Source organism: Sporolactobacillus sp. KGMB 08714 (assembly GCF_036598985.1).
In the GTDB taxonomy this organism is placed as follows: Bacteria; Bacillota; Bacilli; order Bacillales; family Sporolactobacillaceae; genus Sporolactobacillus.
The window spans coordinates 181371-199953 of the sequence record NZ_JAUUBW010000023.1 but is presented as its reverse complement, the minus strand read 5'-3'; the positions used below and the strand labels follow the sequence as shown (position 1 = coordinate 199953).

The window sequence follows — 18583 nt, the reverse complement described above, 5'->3', positions numbered from 1 at the left end:
GAAGGATGAAGAAGCCATGCCCATGATTCGTTTGCGTACAAAAACAAAATCAAACAGAAGGCAGATTATTCCGGGTTTCGGCCTGTCGATGGGGCTTTCCTTAGCCTATCTCTCCATGCTGGTTCTGATCCCCCTGTCGATGATTTTTATTTACACATCGCAATTAGGGTGGAACGGTTTTTTGAATGAAATCAGGCAGCCTGTCGTCGTCGCCTCCTTTGAGCTCAGTTTTACAACGTCATTGATCGCCGCCTTCATTAATCTGGTGCTCGGCGTTCCGACTGCCTGGGTTCTGGTTCGTTATTCTTTCCCGGGAAGGAAACTGATCGACGGTCTTCTCGATCTGCCTTTCGCCCTGCCGACATCGGTAGCCGGCATTACGCTTGCCACGCTTTATTCAACGAACGGCTGGATCGGCAGACTGCTTCCGTTTAAAGTTTCTTATACACCGCTCGGAATTATCGTTGCCCTGATTTTAATCGGCATGCCGTTTGTTGTCCGGATTGTCGAACCCGTGCTTCAAAATTTAGATAAAGCGGACGAAGAAGCTTCTGCGACTCTGGGGGCCAGTCGCTGGCAGACTTTACTTCATGTAGTTTTTCCCCACATTCGTTCGGCCGCGTTTTCCGGTTTTGCCCTTGCTTTTTCGCGCGCGCTCGGAGAATACGGATCGGTTGTTTTCATCTCGGGCAACATGCCTTTTAAAACGGAAATTGCTCCCCTTGTGATCATGACAAAACTGGAAGAATTCGATTACAACGGCGCAACATCGGTGGCGTTAGTCATGCTTGTCCTGTCCTTTATCATCCTGCTGACGATCAACGTCACCCAGTGGCATTCAAAACGCCGCTATACACATTACTGACAGAAAGGAGGAACAGCCTTGCCGGAGCTGTCATTGTCTTCTGAATCGGAATTATCCGGACAGATCTCTAAAAATCGGGAAATACTGACAGAGCCCTTCTGGGTAAGAAGCCTGCTTACATCGATCGTCATTCTTTTTGTCTTTGTCTTTTTGATTCTTCCGCTGATTTTCATTTTTGCGGAAGCTTTCAAACAGGGGATAGCAGTATACTGGGCTTCCAATTCCGATCCCGACGCCACCTCATCTATTTTGCTGACGCTTACCGTTCTGATTGCCGTTGTGCCGATCAATACCTTTTTCGGCGTATTGCTTGCCTGGACATCGACAAAGTATCGTTTCAGGGGAAAAGGCCTTTTAGTTTCTTTGGCCGACCTCCCCTTCTCCATTTCGCCGGTGATCGGGGGCCTGATTTTCGTTCTATTGTTCGGAGATCATAGTTTTCTGGGAAAATGGCTGGAGAGTCAGAACATCGCGCTTGTTTTCAATACAACCGGAATTGTGATTGCGACTTTATTTGTCACTTACCCGTTTGTTGCCAGAGAGCTTATCCCTTTAATGGAGAATCAGGGAAATTCAGAAGAAGAGGCCTCGCTGATTCTCGGAGCCGGAACGTTTCATACCTTTCTCAAGATCACATTGCCCAACATAAAGTGGGGGCTGCTTTACGGCATCATTCTCTGCAGCGCCCGGGCAATCGGCGATTTTGGGGCGGTATCCGTCGTATCCGGACATATCGTCGGGCAGACCAATACGATGCCGCTTCAGGTTGAAACGTTTTACAACAGTTATCAGATGACAGCGGCATTTTCATTGTCGTCACTGATGTCGCTCATTGCCATTGCCTCTCTTATTTTAAAAAGCTACTTCGATCGCAAGAAAGTTAAAAATGAATAGACGGGGGATGTGCCCACGTGGGGATCGAATTGAGAAACATTTCAAAGGCATACGGTCGTTACCAAATCTTAAAAAATATCAGCCTGACGATTCACAGCGGGGAATTGGTAGCCTTATTGGGCCCCTCTGGATCGGGAAAAACCTCCCTGCTGAGAATTGTAGCAGGTCTTGAGTTTGCGGATGAAGGAACCATCCTGTTCCAGGGAAAAAATTTGACAGGTGCATCCATTAAAAAACGGAAAGCCGGATTCGTTTTCCAGCACTATGCCCTGTTCAACAACATGACGGTCCATGAAAACGTCGCTTACGGATTGAAAGTGAAGCCGCGAAAAGATCGGCCGTCAAAAAAAGAAATACGGGAAAAAGTGGCCGGGCTCCTTCATCTTGTCAGGCTTGAATCATACGGAGACAGGTACCCCTCGCAGTTATCCGGAGGGCAGCGTCAGCGTGTCGCACTGGCCCGCGCACTGGCTATTGAGCCCCAGATTTTACTGCTCGACGAACCCTTCGGCGCACTGGATGCGAAAGTTCGCAAAGAACTGCGCCGCTGGCTGCGGCGGCTGCACCGGCAATATAATATGACCAGCCTGCTCGTCACACACGACCAGGAGGAAGCTTTTGAAGTGGCCGACCGCGTGGTCATCATTAACAAAGGAAAAATTGAACAGACGGGGACGCCGGCCGAAGTCTATGAAAATCCTGCCAATCCTTTCGTTTATGACTTTATCGGGAACGTCAATCAAGTGCGGGGCAGGATCCGTCAGGGCTACTTCGTCAATGGAGATATCCGGATACCTTTTGAAGGTGGTAGCCAGGGAGAGACGAGCGGCGTCGCTTTTATCAGGCCCGATCAGATGACGATCACCGCATCGGATCAAAGGGCAGGCGAACGGGCATTTTCAGCTACGGTCACCCATATTCATCCTGTAGGGCCCGTCATCAGGCTCGATCTGGAAAGGCCGGATGCCGGCCAGCGTCTGGAGGCGGTAGTGACAAAGCAGGAATTTGAAAAGATCTCGTTAAGCGAGCAGCAGCATGTTTTTCTGGAGCCCAGGCAGGCCAAAGTATTCACCATCGGTGCATCCGCCGGGGAACAGCGAACTTAAGCCGGTTCCATGAATGTTCCGCATCCGCTTAGTATTTTTTGATTAAGGAAAGAAGGGATACCTTGAATAGAAACAGCCTGACCTATGAAACCTGGCCTGAACATCAGCTTCCTGAATTTGCGGCGGATCATCCGCTAAAAGGGGCGGATCGTGTCCTGCGCTGGACATACGATACGTACGGCGATCGAGTTGTTTACTCGTGCAGCTTTGGCGTTGAGAGCATCGTGCTGATTGATCTAATCAATCAGATCAAAGAAGATGCAACGGTCCTCTTTTTAGATACGGATTTCCATTTCAAAGAAACCTATGAACTGGTCGATCGTGTAGAAGGGCGCTACCCCCGCCTTCATGTGATCCGGCAAAAGCCGCTTCTGACGCCGGCCGAACAGGCGGCCAAGTACGGTGCATCGTTATGGTCCCGGCAGCCCGATCTCTGCTGCCGGATCAGAAAAGTCGAACCGCTGTCCAGGAGTCTTAAAAACTATGATGCCTGGATTTCCGGACTCCGGCACGAGCAGTCGCCTACCCGAAGAAACGTGCAATCTGTCAACAAGGATGAAAAGTTTCAATCGATCAAAATCTGTCCGCTGATTCACTGGACCTGGCAGGAAGTATGGGACTATGTCCGGCTCCATAATCTGCCTTACAATCCTCTCCATGACCGGAACTATCCAAGCATCGGCTGTGCCTATTGCACATCGCCCGTCACGGAAGGCGGCGATCTGCGGGCCGGACGATGGAGCGCTTTCGACAAAACGGAATGCGGTCTTCATATAAACAGTCAGAATAAAAGATAACAAACTTTCGCGCCATGTTTTCATTTCTTCATACAAAAGAACTGCAGTGAAGGCGCCTGCCTGTTCGTGTTTTCATGTTTCATGAAACACCATGCGGCTGCCGCATAGAAAAAGGAGTGGGAACAAAAATGACAAACGCTGCTCATGGCGGCCGGCTCGTTAATCGCCAGTCTTTCGGTAAAGATACCTCCGAAATAAAAAAGACGGTAGCGATTGACCGTGTCGCACTCAGCGATCTTGAATTGATCGCAAACGGGACCTACAGCCCGCTTACCGGCTTTCTCGATGAAGAAAATTATCATTCCGTTGTGGAAACGATGCACTTGAAAAACGGACTGGCCTGGACGATTCCGATCACGCTTCCCGTATCGGAACAGACGGCAGGTGCCGTATCGGCCGGGGACAAAGTCAAACTGAGTTATAACGGAGAGATTTACGGCATTCTCGACGTGACGGAAAAATTTCGTCCTGATAAAGAAAAGGAAGCAGCCCGCGTCTACCTGACCACTGATCCGGAACATCCGGGCGTCCGGCGCCTTTTCAGCCGCGGCCCGATCAATCTGGCGGGTCCGGTCGAACTGATCAGGCGGTCGCCGCGCCCGGCAGAATTTGCGCGCGATTATCTTGATCCGGCCGAAACAAGACGGCTGTTCACAGAAAAGGGCTGGCGGACGATCGTCGGCTTTCAGACGCGCAATCCGATCCACCGGGCTCATGAACATATCCAGAAAACAGCGCTTGAGACAGTCGACGGGCTTTTTATCAACCCGCTTGTCGGCGAAACAAAGGCAGACGACATCCCGGCCGGCATCCGGATGCGCAGCTACCACGTCCTGATCGACAACTATTATGTCAAAGAGAGAACGGCGTTAGCCGTCTTCCCCGCCGCGATGCGCTATGCAGGACCGAGGGAAGCCGTCTTTCACGCGATCTGCCGCAAAAATTTCGGCTGTACGCATTTTATTGTCGGACGCGATCATGCCGGTGTCAAAGATTACTACGGGCCCTATGACGCGCAAAAAATTTTCGCGCACTTCACGCGCAAGGAACTTGATATACAAACCCTGTTTTTCGAAAACAGCTATTACTGTACGAAATGCGGCGGAATGGCTTCCAATAAGACCTGCCCCCATGATTCGTCGTTTCATGTCGCTCTCTCCGGGACAAAGGTCAGGGCCATGCTGCGGGCAGGCGTCCGTCCCCCCGAAACATTCAGCAGGCCCGAAGTCGTCGATGTCCTGATCGAGGGACTGAATCGAAAACAGACGGCAAATGCCGATCATCAGGAGGTCTGAACTCATGAACCCTATCGTCCAGCACCCGGCAACCGTAAAAAAAGCCGACCGTGAGAAAGCAAGCGGTCATAAAGGAGCGGTCGTTTGGCTGACGGGACTGTCCGGGTCCGGCAAATCGACATTGGCCAATCGCGTGGAAGCCGCACTCTTCTCCCGCGGTATCCGCACCTATTTGCTTGACGGAGACAACATCCGCAGCGGTTTGAACAGCGACCTTGGTTTTTCGGACGCCGACCGAAAGGAAAATATCCGCCGGATCAGCGAAGTTGCCAAACTGTTCGTCGACAGCAATGCCGTCGTCCTGACTGCATTCATTTCTCCATTTAGAAAGGATCGTCTTGCAGCCAGAAAACGGTTCGAAAGCGACGAATTTATAGAAATTTATGTCGCGTGCCCGCTGAAAGTCTGCGAATCACGCGATCCGAAAGGTCTGTATCAAAAAGCCCGCTCCGGTATCATCAGCGATTTCACAGGTATTGATTCCCCCTATGAAGCGCCGGAATCACCGGAACTTGTCGTCGACACCGATAAACAAACGCTTCCTGAAAGTGCGGATCAGATTGTCCGTTTTCTTGAAAAAAGAGGCATTATCGGCAGAGTGACGGATCAGGCCTAAACGGGACAGCCAACGTCGATCAGATCCGAAGGAACACGGCGGCTGCGGCTTCCGGAACAGAACCGGAATGAAAAGGACTCATTTTCATCCGGCCCTTTTTCAGACGCTTTTCAGACCCAAAAACAAATAAAGGAAAAAAGCGGAGAGAAAAGGCCGGGCTTTTCTCTCCGCTTAATTATTTTTTGGCGGCTTTCAGGTCAGCCTCTTCCTGCCTGATCAGGCTCTGAAAAGGCCCGGACGGCCCTGAAAACCGCGCCGCCGCAGCCCATGTCAATCATTTGAAAAAAGGCCGTCCTACAAACTATCGGTTGCGGCCATTCCCGGCATAGAAATTTTTATCCCATAAAAAGCGCGCCGAACAGCAGTGCGCCGGCAATGATAAAAGCCGGGTGGAGCCTGAACCGCTGCATCAGAATGAAGCTGAGTGTGCCGATCACGATCATCGGCAGCCAGCCGGACGCCTGTTCGGATGCGGCAAAAAAGTTATATGCCATCATGCCGAGCATGACGACAATGATCGGGCGGATCAACATCGTCAGCCGCCTTACCTTGGGGGAGTCCTTGAATCTGTACAACAGTTTGAGCAGCAGAATCAGCAGAATCAGCGACGGGGCGACCGTCGCGAAGATGGCAATCAGCGAACCGGCGGCTCCCCCTTTTGCAAAGCCTATATAGCCGGCCAGTTCCGGCGCAATCGGGCCGGGAAGCGAGTTGGCAAATGCGAGCACGTTGCTGAAGGTGGTGACCGACATCCAGTGGTAGCGGCCGACGACCTCGTTTTCGATCAGCGGGATCGATGCCGGTCCTCCGCCGTAGCCGAGAATGCCGGGAATGAAAAACGCAAGGAAAATCCGCCAGTAAAGAATCATTTTCGCCCACCTGCCGATTCTTTCCGTTTCACAGGCATAATGAGCACATAGAGTAAAGTCAGTGCGATCAGTATCGGCGGCTGAACATGGAGGATTTCCATCAAAATGAAACTGACTGCGATCAGAATCAGACTGACCGTCCAGCCCATCCCCTTTTTAGCGCTTGAAACGAATCGCCAGGTCAACTGTGCCATCAGCACACCGACAACCGGAAGTACAGCCTGCGTCATCCCTCTGACCCATCTCTGCTGCTGAAAAACATCGAGAAAGCCGAGCAGGACGATTAACGCGACCACCATCGGAAAGACGCAGGCAACCAGTGCCGTCAGCAGACCGCCGATCCCCTTCAGCTTCCAGCCGATATAACCGGCCAGTTTCGTATTGATCGGACCCGGCAGTGCATTGGCTATAGCCACAATATCGCCGAATTCCTCGAGAGCCATCCACTTGTACTTTTTGACAACCTCGGCCTCAATCAGCGGAATCCCCGAAGGACCGCCGCCGAAGCTCAAAATGCTTGAACGGAAAAAGGCAATGAAAATATCTGAATAGTGAGCCCGAGGGCCTCCTTTTGCCGCCGCCCGCTTTCCCCGGCCGTCCTTTTCTATCTGCGCCATCCAATCGACCTTTCTGTTCATATGTCTTCTGCTGCTTTTTTGTCTGAATACTTATTTTAAAACACCATTTATTAAGTTCATACCTTTTCAGGCAAACATTTTTTTAACTTTTTAACAGCCGGCAGTGTGCGGTCCCCGCTCAGACTGAACTTCAGATTGTGATCGGACAGCATCGAAAAAGAACCTTTTCAGCGCCGTCTGTCTCTTCCGGACTGTTTGTATTATCCAAAGTTAAGGAGCGGTTTCTGCAGAACACTCCGCACCTCGTCAGTCGTTCGTACGTTACATGAATACAAGATCTTCAACTTCGCCTATAACGGCGGGGGACGCTTAAATTATTTCCATGCGACGAGCAGGCTATTGAGAACGGATGCTCGGTATTTGTTCAGTTCCGGGATCACCATGCGGCGATCATCCCGTCGGCCCGCGATTCCGTGCCCCCTGTCAGGACACCGGTATCGTTGTTCCGCCAGATAATCTGTCCGCGGCCGAAGGAACCCGGATCGAGAGCGACTTCAATGTGATGCCCGCGTCTTGCCAGCGCACGGGCGATCGAATTGGGAAAATCCGGTTCAACGATGACCTTTTTCCCGCTTATCCACTGCCACCGCGGCGCATCAAGCGCAGCCTGGGGATGAAGATGAAAGTCGATCGTGTTTGTAATCACCTGCAGATGGCCCTGAGGCTGCATGTACCCTCCCATGACGCCAAACGGGCCGACTGGTTTCCCGGCCCGGGTAAGGAAACCCGGAATGATGGTGTGGTACGTCTTTTTCCCCGGAGCAAGTGCATTGGCATCCGTTTCATTCAGCGAAAAAGTATGACCGCGATTTTGAAGCGATATACCGGTTTCCGGGATGACGACGCCTGATCCGAAGCCTTTGTAATTGCTCTGAATGAATGAAACCATGTTGCCTTCCCCGTCGGCCGCCGCAATATAGACTGTCCCGCCCTGCGGAAGCGTCCCGGCTGCCGGCTCAAGCGCCTCAGTCCTTATCAGCTCGGAGCGTTTTCGCGCATATTCCTCCGACAGAAGATAAGAAACTTCATCTGTCATGCATCGGGGATCCGTAATGTATTTTTTACCATCTGAGAAAGCAAGTTTCAAAGCCTCAATCAGTTTATGGCTTGTATTTGCAGATTCCCTGAAGTTCAGGTCAAAGTTTTTAAGAATGTTCAGTGCGATCAGTGCAATAAGGCCCTGACCGTTCGGCGGCATCTCCCAAACATCGTAGCCGCGATAATTGACCGAGATCGGATCCACCCATTGCGGCCGATAATCCTCAAGATCGCTCTTTCTGATAAAGCCCCCGTGTTCTGTCGAAAAACGGTCAATTCGTTCTGCAAGATCACCCTTGTAAAAGGCTTCTGCCCGTGTTTCGGCAATTTTTTGCAGCGTTGCGGCCATTGCCGGAGAGGACCACATCTCTCCGGCCCGGGGCGCGCGGCTGTCCGGCGCAAACGTGTCAAACCACGGCTTGAACAGCGGGTCGGCCGGCTTTTCATGAAAGCGCCGATAGGCTGTCTCCCAGTTCTTTGCCACAATGGGAGACAGCGGAAAGCCATTTTTTGCATAGTTGATTGCAGGTTCCAAAAGGTCTGCAAACGGAAGCCTGCCGAAACGGCGGGAACATTCCGCCCATGCTGCCGGTGCACCCGGAACCATAACCGGTTCAAAACCATGCACGGGCATGGCATCATAGCCTCTTTTTCTGACTGCATCGATCGATATTGACTGCGGAGCGACCCCGCTCGCATTCAGGCCGTGTAATTTCCCCTCTGTCCAGATCAGTGCAAACGCGTCGCTTCCGATCCCGTTCGATGTCGGTTCAAGAACCGTCAAACTGGCTGCCGTCGCAACGGCGGCATCGATCGCATTCCCGCCTCGTCTTAATATATCCAGCCCGGCCTGCGCCGCAAGCGGCTGTGCCGTCGCCACCATGCCTTTCCGTGCAAAGACCGGTGTCCTGCGAACCTGATAAGGAAAATCCTGATAATCGAAGTGCAATTGAACTGCCCCCTGTCTCCCTTTTGTTTTTTCGAATTAACCTTATTTTAAATTATAATAGCGAAAAATCTTTGAAACAATGATAACCTCGGTCAACAGTTGCTGCTGTATTCCGGAACTTCATCATGGACACTGCCTTTGTTCCTCATCAGGCGGCCGATCGGTTCTTTATCGCTGTTTATAACAGATACACCCTAAGCTCGTTTTGCATTGCGGCAGCGATCCGGCACAACGGTCCGGATTTCCCGATGCAAAAAGGACACCGCATTGTCCGGCCTTCAAAAGTCGGACCATCAGGCAGCGAAGGGAGTGTAAAAAAAATAGGTATCCCCTCAACTCATGTATCCAGCCGGGCCGCGGCGTGAAAATGCCATCGGTTCCTCTGAAAAGCGATCGATTTGCACGGGCGGCAGTCTATTCCTCCGAATGTTCATGCAAACAGCGGTGCATTCCTCTGAAGGGAGATATCCTGCGTTACATGGGCGGAAACGCCTGATCTTTTTTTCGGACCGCTGCGTACTCCTGCAAGTCGGGATGAAAATCGCCGGGAAACGAGAATGTATCATCAGTAAAAGTGAAAAATATCTACAGTTCAGCGTGAAAAACCGACAGTAATCGGATTGAAATCAATAAGAGTGAATAATCGGCCGGTTTGGGTATCCTTCCGGCCGGATTTCGGGTTCTATCGGCCAATTCCCGGTCCCTTCCGGCCAAATTCAAGGTTCTTCCGGCCGAATTCGCACCCCTTCCGGCCGAATTCCGGGTTCTATCGGCCGGGTTCCGGTGTTAGGCACAGTTTTTCGGTCGGCGCAGAAGTTTATTAATCGCCGAAATGCTCTGTTTCCAAGAGATTATGGTTTCAGAAGGGGTCGATCATCAATCGACGCCGCAGCAGAATGATGAGCTGAGGGGATATCCGTAAAATAAAAAATGGGGTTGTTCCATCATCGAAAAATCGATGATGGAACAACCCCATCTAAATTCCTAATTCCAGTCCCAGTCCGCGGGCTGCTTAATCAAAAGGCCTATGGAACAGCCTCCGGATTTGATTGTCTACGGCATTTCCCGCAGCCGGATTTTCTCAAAAAACGCTGCTTTGCGTCCAGTCATTTGTTATTGGCCGTTTGTTCCGGTGCCTGCCTGATCCGCGTTTGTTGATTGCGCAGCGGACGACGGGGCTTTCACATCAGTCGTTCCTTTAGCCATATAGGCTTCCGGACTGACCGGTGCATCGTTTTTGCGGATTTCAAAATGCAGATGGGTCCCGATGCTTTTGTTGAATGCTTCCGTACCGGCCGTACCGATTGTTTCGCCCTGAGCAACCTGCTGTCCAAGCGATACGTTGATCGACGCCAGGCTCTGGTAAAGGGTTTCAACTCCATTGCTGTGTTTGATCGTTACCACATAGCCGAGAAGGCTGTCTTTTTTCGCTTCCGTCACTTTTCCGCTCATCGCCGCCGTTACCGTAAACGCTTTTCCATCTTTCGCTCCAATGTTGATGCCCGTATTTTGGACGTAAGTTTGATCATAGTTTACGAGAGCGGCTTGCTGTTCCTGCTGCGATCCGTTGACATCATAGTAAGGCTGAATGACTTTTGTGTCCGCCTGGACGGCCGGCCATTCAAATACTTCGGCAGTGGCGGCCGCCGGCGCAGCCGGCTTGTCCTGATTAAATACAACCTGGTTTTCTTCCTTCTGATTCTTTGCCTGCTCCGTGCCCAGTACCTGAAACAGGAGCATGCCTGTTATAACCAGAGAAGCCGCGCCAAGATATAAGGCAGGATAGAACCAGCGCCGTTTTGCTAGTTTGCGAAGACCGGTCAGCTCTTTCTCCTGTGAATTCTTTTGATTCTTGTCTTCTGTCATCTTGCATCACCTCAGCAATCATTGTGATCAGATTGCGGGCGATCTATACATCGGCAATGAAAAAATGCCGATTTTTTTCAGAAAAATCGGCTATTTCTTTAAAAAAGCAAAATTTGTTTCCTATTTTCTGAGATTTGGTCCCCTATTCGAACCGTTTTCCCGAATTTCTTTAAACAATCATGCCTCTTTGCTGTGATTTAATTTATGGCAACAGCATGATCGGCGGTCACGGTCATCCGGCTGATCGAGGTCCCCCGATAGTAGTATGCGGCAATCTGAGCGGCATTCTTTCCTTCTCCCGCCATTCCATCGGCTCCGTACTGGCTCATGCCGACGTCGTGCCCGCTGCCGCTCATGGTCGCAATAATCCGGCCGCCGTTCCGGATCAGCTGAAAGTCGGTAGAAGCAAGATTCAATTTTTCACGTATCTCTCTTCCCGTAAAGTCACGGCCGGCGATCCGGTAAACAGCAATGTGATGAGTCGCCGTTCGCCGGATTACTTTGCCGAGTTCGCCGCTTCCGCCGCCCGGTTTAACATGAAGAGCATGTTCTACTTCGGCAGCGGCGAGCGTTTTTTCGGTTTTATATTTCGGAGAAAGTTTATCCCATGGACTCGGCACGGACCTCAGATAGGGAACGTCCGCCGTCCAATAGTCGGCAGCGTTTTCCGTCTGTCCGTTACTTGTCGAGAAAAAAACAGGGGTAATCAGTTTTCCCCGGTAGGTGATGACCTCATTTTCCGTCTGTGACACGGCCGCTTCGACTTTTGCCATTCTCCGCCCGTAATCCTTTCCCCATATCTTTTCCAGATCTTGACGGCTCTTATACACCTGATTCTGTACGGTATCCGTCACCGCGGCAGTCGGGTTATCGATTATCCGTCCTATAATATAGGTGCGTGCCGCAAGGGCCTGCGCCTTCAGTGCTTCGAGATGAAAAGTCGCCGGCATTTCCGAAGCGACCACTCCGGCCAGGTAGTCATCAAGCGCAACATGATCGGTCTTTCCCTGTGCCGACCGGTAAACGGCGACAGTGACAGCCGGGGGCCGGTCCTTTTCGACGGCTGCCTGCGGCAGAGCCTTCCCCGCCTGCAGTGCCGGCTGCTGCCGGCCGCTGTTTTGCGAAAAGAGCAGAACGATGGCGGCTGGAACAGCCATGGCAGCTAGAGAAAAAAGGAACAGCAGTGCGGCGGCTTTCTTCATATTCTGACCTCCAACACATTTTTACCCTATTTCTATGCCTGTCCGGCCCCTCATAGAACTTAAGAGGGCAAACCCGGCAGCCGCTCTGCACCCTTCAACGTCGGATCGGGAGCCTCGCTTTTTATTGACGAATCCGGTCTAAATAAATTTAGGAGGCATATAATGCTGAGTGGGCAGAGCCCGCCGCCGTTACAAAAACTTCGGCATCTTCTTTGCTCATATACGGCGGTCTATCGGCTTAAAAGGCTATGTTCTCCTTCGACAGCCGATAAAAATCCCGGCAACAATCAACATTTCACTGCTAACGGCCGATATATGTATGGAGGATTGATATTTCAGACGATAGTCGTACTGCGTGAGCCCCGTTTTATCTTGGGGTAAAAAAAAGAGACGCCGGTTTTATCACCGCATCTCCGTCAGATCTTTTGATTTGATTATGCAAATTTCGGATTGATTCCGATCTGTGTTCCCAGCGGCTCCGCGACAGCCGCTGCGGGCTGTTCCGCTTCTTCAACACGCACGCGTTCAATCTCGGCGCCGAGTGCCCGCATTTTCCCCGCCAGATCGACGTAACCGCGGTCGATATGGTGCAGGCCATTGACACGTGTATAGCCCTTGGCGGCAAGGCCCGCAATCACAAGCGCCGCTCCGGCGCGCAGATCGGTAGCCGCTACTTCGGCCCCCTGCAGATCGCACGGAGCGCTGACAATGGCAGAACGGCCGTCAATCTTGATCGAGGCGTTCATCCTCCGAAATTCTTCGACATGCATAAAACGATTTTCAAATACCGTTTCCGTTATGACGGAGGTTCCGGCTGCTTTAAGAAGCAACGCCATCATCGGCGCCTGCAGATCCGTCGGGAAACCCGGATGAGGCATTGTCTTAACATCTACAGCCTGCAAATGATCCGTCCCAATGACACGGATACCGCCCAGTTCCTGATCCACTTCAACGCCCATTTCGCGCAATTTGGCGATCAGAGGGCGCAGCGCATCCGCTTCGGCATTTTCAACCAGTACATTGCCGCCTGTAATGGCTGCGGCAATCATGTACGTTCCTGCTTCAATCCGATCGGGCAGAATGGTGTGTTCCGCACCGTGCAGCTGATCAACACCGATGATTCTGATTTTGCTTGTGCCGGCGCCGCTCACTTTTGCACCCATCGCGTTGAGGTACTGTGCCAGACTGACGATTTCCGGCTCGCATGCCGCATTATCGAGGATTGTTTCGCCTTTTGCCAGCGAGGCCGCCATAATGATATTTTCTGTGGCGCCGACACTCGGGAAGTCGAGACAGATGATCGAACCCTTCAGTCTTCCGTCGACGCGTGCTTCAATACAGCCGTTCCCGATCGTCACGTCTGCGCCCATCGCTTCAAATCCTTTAAGATGCTGATCAATCGGCCTGGATCCGATTGCACACCCGCCGGGAAGAGCGATTTTGGCATGACCGATCCTTGCCAGGAGAGGACCCATGACAAGAAAAGACGCCCGCATTTTCCGTACATACTCAAAAGGAGCTTCCGTTAATAATTCGGCCACCGCATTGACGGTAATCGTTCCGTTTTTATAACTTACCGATGTGTTCAAATAGCGCAAGACTTCGTTTATCGTGTATACATCAGCCAGTTCCGGTACATTATATATTGTGCTTATGCCTTCGTTTGCCAGCAGCGAAGCGGCAATTACGGGAAGTACAGCGTTTTTCGCGCCTTCAATTTTAACTGAGCCAGAAAGCCGTTTCCCTCCACGAACAATAATTTTCTCCAAACTTTTCCCCTCCGCGTCCATTTATCTCTCGCTCGATCCGGAAGTGCCCTCCGTGCTACATCCAGTGCATAGCGGTTCCGTTTCTTGGAAACCATACTCTACATTAATATTCAACCGTAATGATTGGCGTGCCCAAAGTGATGGCGACACGGCCATCGTCATTTCTTAAAGCCACCTGAAGATTCATTTTTTGTTTTCCGGAATAAATGCCATCGTTCCATGTCTTAGTATATGCGGATATCGATACAAACGTTTTTTCATCCACTTGTTCAATGGGAACAGCTGAAAACAGCTTCAGATAGCGTTCTCCTTCTTCAGATAAGCCAAGACTCATTTTATCACTCCCATGGGCCTTTACACAAGAGAAGAATTGCTCTTGTCCGCTGAAAATTTCAGCCGTATCTTTCTTCATTTGCTGTTCTTGAGCCGGCCACCGGTCCGCCTGAAATGAATGACTTTGGAATTGGTAGAGCAAGGCCGTTTGCAGACGGCTGCCGACAGGATAAGCAAGATAAGTTATTCTGATTTCCGTTCCTGACGGCTTTGATTTTTTTACGCCTTCCCAGCCTGTGTACTCATCCTTTTTCCCGATTTTATGCCAAGCGTAACCGGCAAACTTTCCAGTCATCTGACCGGCCTTTTCCTGAAATTCCCCTTCATTGTCCATGGCCTGCTGTTGCTCGCGCGCATAGACCGTCCAACTGTCGACTGCTGCGGAACGCTCCTTCAGTGCTTTAACAAACAAAGGAACACGATCCATTGCATCCGTTCGTCCGGTAAAAGTGCTGTTGTCAGCCGCCTTGCCTGCATAGGTTCCGCTGAAAATCAGCGAAGCGATTAAAAAAGCAGCCAGTGCGAACAATAAGTTCCGAAACATATATTTCACGCCCCTCTCCCTTTTTCAGTATTTCCTTTAGAGAGAGGAAGGTATACTTGGAACTTTTCGTCAGCACAGGCGTTGATTCGCGCCTAATCGACCGCTTTTTCCTCCTGCCTCGAGAAATGTTCAGCCGTAAATCTTAGGCAGCGTCAGCGACCAGTCTATATAGCTGAGAAAGAACTCGGCTACCGGATAGCTGATGGCAATAGCCAGGAGAACATACAGAACTCTCACTTGCGGGCTTTTCGGATGACGAAACAAATCGTCAATTTTGAGGCCTTGGAGCGCCCACCACGTCAGAACCAGCGTAATCAGATGAACCAGGAGACTGATCAGGGCCTGTAGGCCGACATTCATGATCTTTGACACCTGCCTGAGCCTTAAATATGTATTGCTCCCTCCCACTTCTGCGCTTCAGCACAGATTGCCGCTTAAATCCGGTTAATGAAAAGCAGCATACTTGCAAAAGCAGGCCAAAAGTGGAAACTTACCAGCCATCTCCTTGTCTGTTACACAAATGTAATATAACAGTAATACAAGAATAATCTTGATTGACCTGTGTATATTCTAACGCGATTGACATAAAATGACCATACTTTTAACGATGATTGTTTTTTCAGAATTAATACATGATGTCGAAAAAAAGCATTTTGTTACAATTTCATTACTTGAAATTGCGGTATTTCCCGATATTGTTACAAAATCGAAACCGAATCGGTCCGCAGAGGTTTGCAACATTTACCAGGCCTGCATGCCGGAAATTCGCCGATAAATTCATTATATCGGTTATTTCTAAACAAAAAATGAACAAATAGGATCGCGTCCGCTTTTTCAGACAGACCGGCAGCTAAAAAAAGAAGAGCGCCTCAAAAGTCGAAATACCGGCTTTGAGACGCCCTTTATCGGAAAGGCCGACTGCCTCTCCCTGTAATCAGCTTTCCTGGACTTTTTCTTTGATGGCGGCCGTACTCAGACGCAATTCGGCTCGTTTGAGTTTCAGCAGAGCCGCCGCATAACCTTCCGAGCTCTCGTGCAACGTGCTGAGCGCCTTCTGAGCCTCATCGCGGGCTTTCTGCGCCCTTTCGACATCAATCTGATCTTTCATTTCGGCAGCTTCCGAGAGAATCGAGATCCGATCAGGAGCCACCTGGATAAATCCGCCGTGAACGGCCGCATAATCAACATTTTCTTCATTTTCGTGTTTTAAGCGAACCAGGGCGATTTCAAGAGGAGCGACAATCGGCATATGATGCGGGAGTATCCCCATCTCGCCGCTCGTCGCCCGCACGCATACCATGTGAACGTCTCCTTCATAGATCTTGCCCGCGGGTGTGACGATATCCGTATGCACTGTACTCATCTGCAAGCCCCCTTTTGATGGTCTGACCGATTCATCCGATCCCGGACAGATCAGGCCAGTTGTTTCGCTCTTTCCAGAACATCTTTCATCGTTCCGGTGTTCCGGAAGGCTTCTTCGGGAACATCGTCATATTTGCCGTCGAGGATGCCCTTGAATCCCTTTATCGTTTCCTCAACCGGAACATAAGATCCCGGAACGCCGGTGAACTGTTCGGCAACGTGGAAGTTCTGGCCAAGGAAGAACTGGATGCGGCGGGCACGGCTGACAGTCAGCTTGTCTTCATCGGAAAGTTCGTCCATGCCGAGAATCGCAATAATATCTTGAAGTTCGCGGTACTTCTGCAGTGTCTGCTGAACACGTTCGGCAATTTCGTAGTGCTCTTCGCCGACTATCTCCGGAGCGAGCGCACGCGATGTCGACGCCAGCGGATCGACGGCAGGATAAATACCGATCTGCGTCAGTGAGCGTTCCAGGTTCGTTGTTGCGTCAAGGTGTGAGAACGTGGTTGCCGGAGCGGGATCGGTATAATCGTCGGCAGGCACATACACGGCCTGAATCGACGTTACAGAGCCCTTATTTGTCGACGTGATCCGTTCCTGCAGGCGGCCCATTTCAGTGGCCAGCGTCGGCTGATAGCCGACGGCGGAAGGAAGACGTCCGAGCAGAGCGGACACTTCGGAACCGGCCTGTGTGAAACGGAAAATGTTGTCAATAAACAGCAGCACGTCCTGACCTTCTGCATCGCGGAAATATTCGGCCATGGTCAGACCGGAAAGTCCCACGCGCATACGGGCACCCGGCGGCTCGTTCATTTGGCCGAACACCATCGCTGTCTTTTTGATAACTCCGGAATCGGTCATTTCAAAGTATAAGTCGTTTCCTTCACGGGTCCGCTCGCCAACACCGGCAAAAACGGACACACCGCCGTGTTCCTCGGCAATGTTATGGATCAGTTCCTGAATCAGCACCGTCTTGCCGACTCCGGCACCGCCGAACAGCCCGATTTTTCCGCCTTTAATGTACGGCGTCAGAAGGTCGATAACCTTAATTCCCGTTTCAAGTACTTCCGTTTCGGTCGACAGTTCTTCAAATTTCGGGGGATCTCTGTGAATAACGTTTCTTTGGACGTCTTCAGCGATCGGCTTGCCGTCGATCGGCTCGCCGAGAACATTGAAAACACGGCCAAGTGTTGCATCACCAACGGGAACGGAAATCGGTGCGCCCGTATCGACAGCTTCCATACCGCGGACCAGTCCGTCCGTAGAGTCCATGGCAATCGTCCGGACAGAATCATCGCCGAGGTGAAGGGCCACTTCAAGCGTCAGATGGATATCCGTTTCGTTGGAGGACTTGGCTTTATAATTAATAGTCAAAGCGTTGTAGATTTCAGGCAAACGACCGCGTTCAAACTTAACGTCGACGACCGGTCCTGTAACCTGAGTTACATACCCTTTGTTCATCACACTACCTCCTATCAGCATTTTTCCAGCATTAAATTTATTCGAGGGCGGCAGCGCCGCCGACAATTTCGGTAATTTCCTGAGTAATTGCGGCCTGACGCGCACGGTTAAAGGACAGGGACAGACGATCGATAATTTCGTTTGCATTATCCGATGCACTTCTCATCGCCGTCATTCGCGCCGCATGTTCCGCCGCCTTGGCGTCAAGAAGCGCTCCGTAAATTTGTCCTTCCGCATAAAGAGGCAGCAGCGCCGCCAGAACCTCGTCTTCGTCAGGCTCATATAAATAGACTGCCCTCTTTACCGGCTTTTCTTCAAGATTAGTCAGCGGAAGCACTTGAGTATTAACCAGCCGCTGCGAAATGGCGTTGACAAAATGGTTGTAGATCAGGTGCAGTTCATCAATCTTCTTGTCGCTGAAAAGCGCGACCGCATCCTTTGCAATACCGATCACATCATCAAATGAGAGATTGTCGGGCAGAGCGGTTTTACTGAACGCGACTGGATAACCGCGTTTCGTAAAATAATTCAGCCCGACCTTACCGGTGACGATGACCGTATATTCATCCTTGGACTGATGCTTCTCCTGAATCAGCTCCTGTGTGTATTTCAGCACGTTGCCGTTATAGGCGCCGGCAAGGCCGCGGTCGGCAGTAACGACCAGATAAGCCGTTTTCTTTACCGGCCGGCTTTGAAGCATCGGATGCCTGATGCCGCTCCCCTTGGCAGTGCTGGCTATACTCGCAACGACTTCTCTGAGTTTATCCGCATAGGCTGAATAAGCCTGGGCGTTGCTCTGTGCATGATTCAGTTTAGCCGCCGATACCATCTGCATCGCTTTGGTTATTTTGCTCATTTGCTTTGTGGATGCGATTTTTTCCTTGATGTCACGCACTGAAGGCATGTTCCGTTCACCACCTTTGCAAGGTTGTTAAATCGAGCAGCTTACGTGTGTAAGAGGCTCATCCTGCAATTATGT

The 18583-nt window shown here is 51.0% G+C and carries 17 protein-coding genes; 6 read left to right on the top strand and 11 right to left on the bottom strand.

Features of this window, described 5'->3' with window-relative positions:
- Window positions 1-22: 22 nt before the first annotated feature.
- From cysT to cysC, 6 genes are all read left to right on the top strand, one after another.
- Window positions 23-865 (top strand): sulfate ABC transporter permease subunit CysT, encoded by an 843-nt coding sequence (cysT, locus tag Q6A92_RS11715; protein WP_332238266.1) that lies wholly within the window; start codon window positions 23-25, stop codon window positions 863-865.
- An 18-nt stretch (window positions 866-883) separates the two neighbouring features.
- Entirely contained in the window at window positions 884-1759 is an 876-nt protein-coding gene (gene cysW, locus Q6A92_RS11710; protein ID WP_443029724.1) for a sulfate ABC transporter permease subunit CysW, read from the top strand.
- Window positions 1760-1776: 17 nt separating this feature from the next.
- Window positions 1777-2865 carry a sulfate/molybdate ABC transporter ATP-binding protein gene (locus Q6A92_RS11705; protein ID WP_332238257.1) on the top strand — a complete coding sequence of 363 codons (1089 nt, stop codon included), beginning with the start codon at window positions 1777-1779 and terminating at the stop codon, window positions 2863-2865.
- A gap of 62 nt (window positions 2866-2927) precedes the next feature.
- Window positions 2928-3662, top strand: coding sequence for a phosphoadenylyl-sulfate reductase (locus Q6A92_RS11700; RefSeq protein ID WP_332238256.1), 735 nt, complete (start codon window positions 2928-2930; stop codon window positions 3660-3662).
- A 128-nt stretch (window positions 3663-3790) separates the two neighbouring features.
- Window positions 3791-4957, top strand: a complete 1167-nt coding sequence (gene sat, locus Q6A92_RS11695) for a sulfate adenylyltransferase (RefSeq protein ID WP_332238255.1) — start codon at window positions 3791-3793, stop codon at window positions 4955-4957.
- A 4-nt stretch (window positions 4958-4961) separates the two neighbouring features.
- Entirely contained in the window at window positions 4962-5573 is a 612-nt protein-coding gene (cysC, locus tag Q6A92_RS11690; RefSeq protein ID WP_274398816.1) for an adenylyl-sulfate kinase, read from the top strand.
- A 335-nt stretch (window positions 5574-5908) separates the two neighbouring features.
- Here the strand turns inward: cysC and Q6A92_RS11685 are convergent, their stop codons facing one another.
- From Q6A92_RS11685 to atpG, 11 genes are all read right to left on the bottom strand, one after another.
- A complete protein-coding gene (locus Q6A92_RS11685) occupies window positions 5909-6442 on the bottom strand; it encodes a chromate transporter (protein WP_332238254.1) in 534 nt (177 codons plus the stop codon).
- On the bottom strand, window positions 6439-7059 hold the full coding sequence (locus tag Q6A92_RS11680) for a chromate transporter (RefSeq protein ID WP_332238253.1): 621 nt from the start codon (window positions 7057-7059) through the stop codon (window positions 6439-6441). The genes Q6A92_RS11685 and Q6A92_RS11680 overlap by 4 nt, the downstream gene beginning before the upstream one ends.
- 397 nt (window positions 7060-7456) lie before the next feature.
- Window positions 7457-9067: a gamma-glutamyltransferase family protein gene (locus Q6A92_RS11675; protein WP_274398821.1), complete on the bottom strand. Its 1611-nt coding sequence runs from the start codon at window positions 9065-9067 to the stop codon at window positions 7457-7459.
- Window positions 9068-10180: 1113 nt separating this feature from the next.
- Window positions 10181-10933 carry a M23 family metallopeptidase gene (locus Q6A92_RS11670; RefSeq protein ID WP_274398823.1) on the bottom strand — a complete coding sequence of 251 codons (753 nt, stop codon included), beginning with the start codon at window positions 10931-10933 and terminating at the stop codon, window positions 10181-10183.
- Window positions 10934-11130: 197 nt separating this feature from the next.
- A complete protein-coding gene (gene spoIID / locus Q6A92_RS11665) occupies window positions 11131-12135 on the bottom strand; it encodes a stage II sporulation protein D (RefSeq protein ID WP_332238252.1) in 1005 nt (334 codons plus the stop codon).
- Window positions 12136-12569: 434 nt separating this feature from the next.
- On the bottom strand, window positions 12570-13904 hold the full coding sequence (gene murA / locus Q6A92_RS11660) for a UDP-N-acetylglucosamine 1-carboxyvinyltransferase (protein WP_274398826.1): 1335 nt from the start codon (window positions 13902-13904) through the stop codon (window positions 12570-12572).
- Between the two features lie 103 nt (window positions 13905-14007).
- The gene (locus tag Q6A92_RS11655) at window positions 14008-14781 is read right to left on the bottom strand and encodes a YwmB family TATA-box binding protein (protein WP_332238251.1); all 774 of its coding nucleotides are present in this window, start codon (window positions 14779-14781) and stop codon (window positions 14008-14010) included.
- A gap of 129 nt (window positions 14782-14910) precedes the next feature.
- A complete protein-coding gene (locus Q6A92_RS11650; RefSeq protein WP_274398830.1) occupies window positions 14911-15141 on the bottom strand; it encodes a DUF1146 family protein in 231 nt (76 codons plus the stop codon).
- 574 nt (window positions 15142-15715) lie between these two features.
- Window positions 15716-16144, bottom strand: coding sequence for a F0F1 ATP synthase subunit epsilon (locus Q6A92_RS11645; protein WP_274398832.1), 429 nt, complete (start codon window positions 16142-16144; stop codon window positions 15716-15718).
- A 50-nt stretch (window positions 16145-16194) separates the two neighbouring features.
- On the bottom strand, window positions 16195-17604 hold the full coding sequence (atpD, locus tag Q6A92_RS11640) for a F0F1 ATP synthase subunit beta (protein ID WP_274398834.1): 1410 nt from the start codon (window positions 17602-17604) through the stop codon (window positions 16195-16197).
- A 37-nt stretch (window positions 17605-17641) separates the two neighbouring features.
- Window positions 17642-18508, bottom strand: a complete 867-nt coding sequence (atpG, locus tag Q6A92_RS11635; protein WP_274398836.1) for an ATP synthase F1 subunit gamma — start codon at window positions 18506-18508, stop codon at window positions 17642-17644.
- Window positions 18509-18583: the final 75 nt, after the last annotated feature.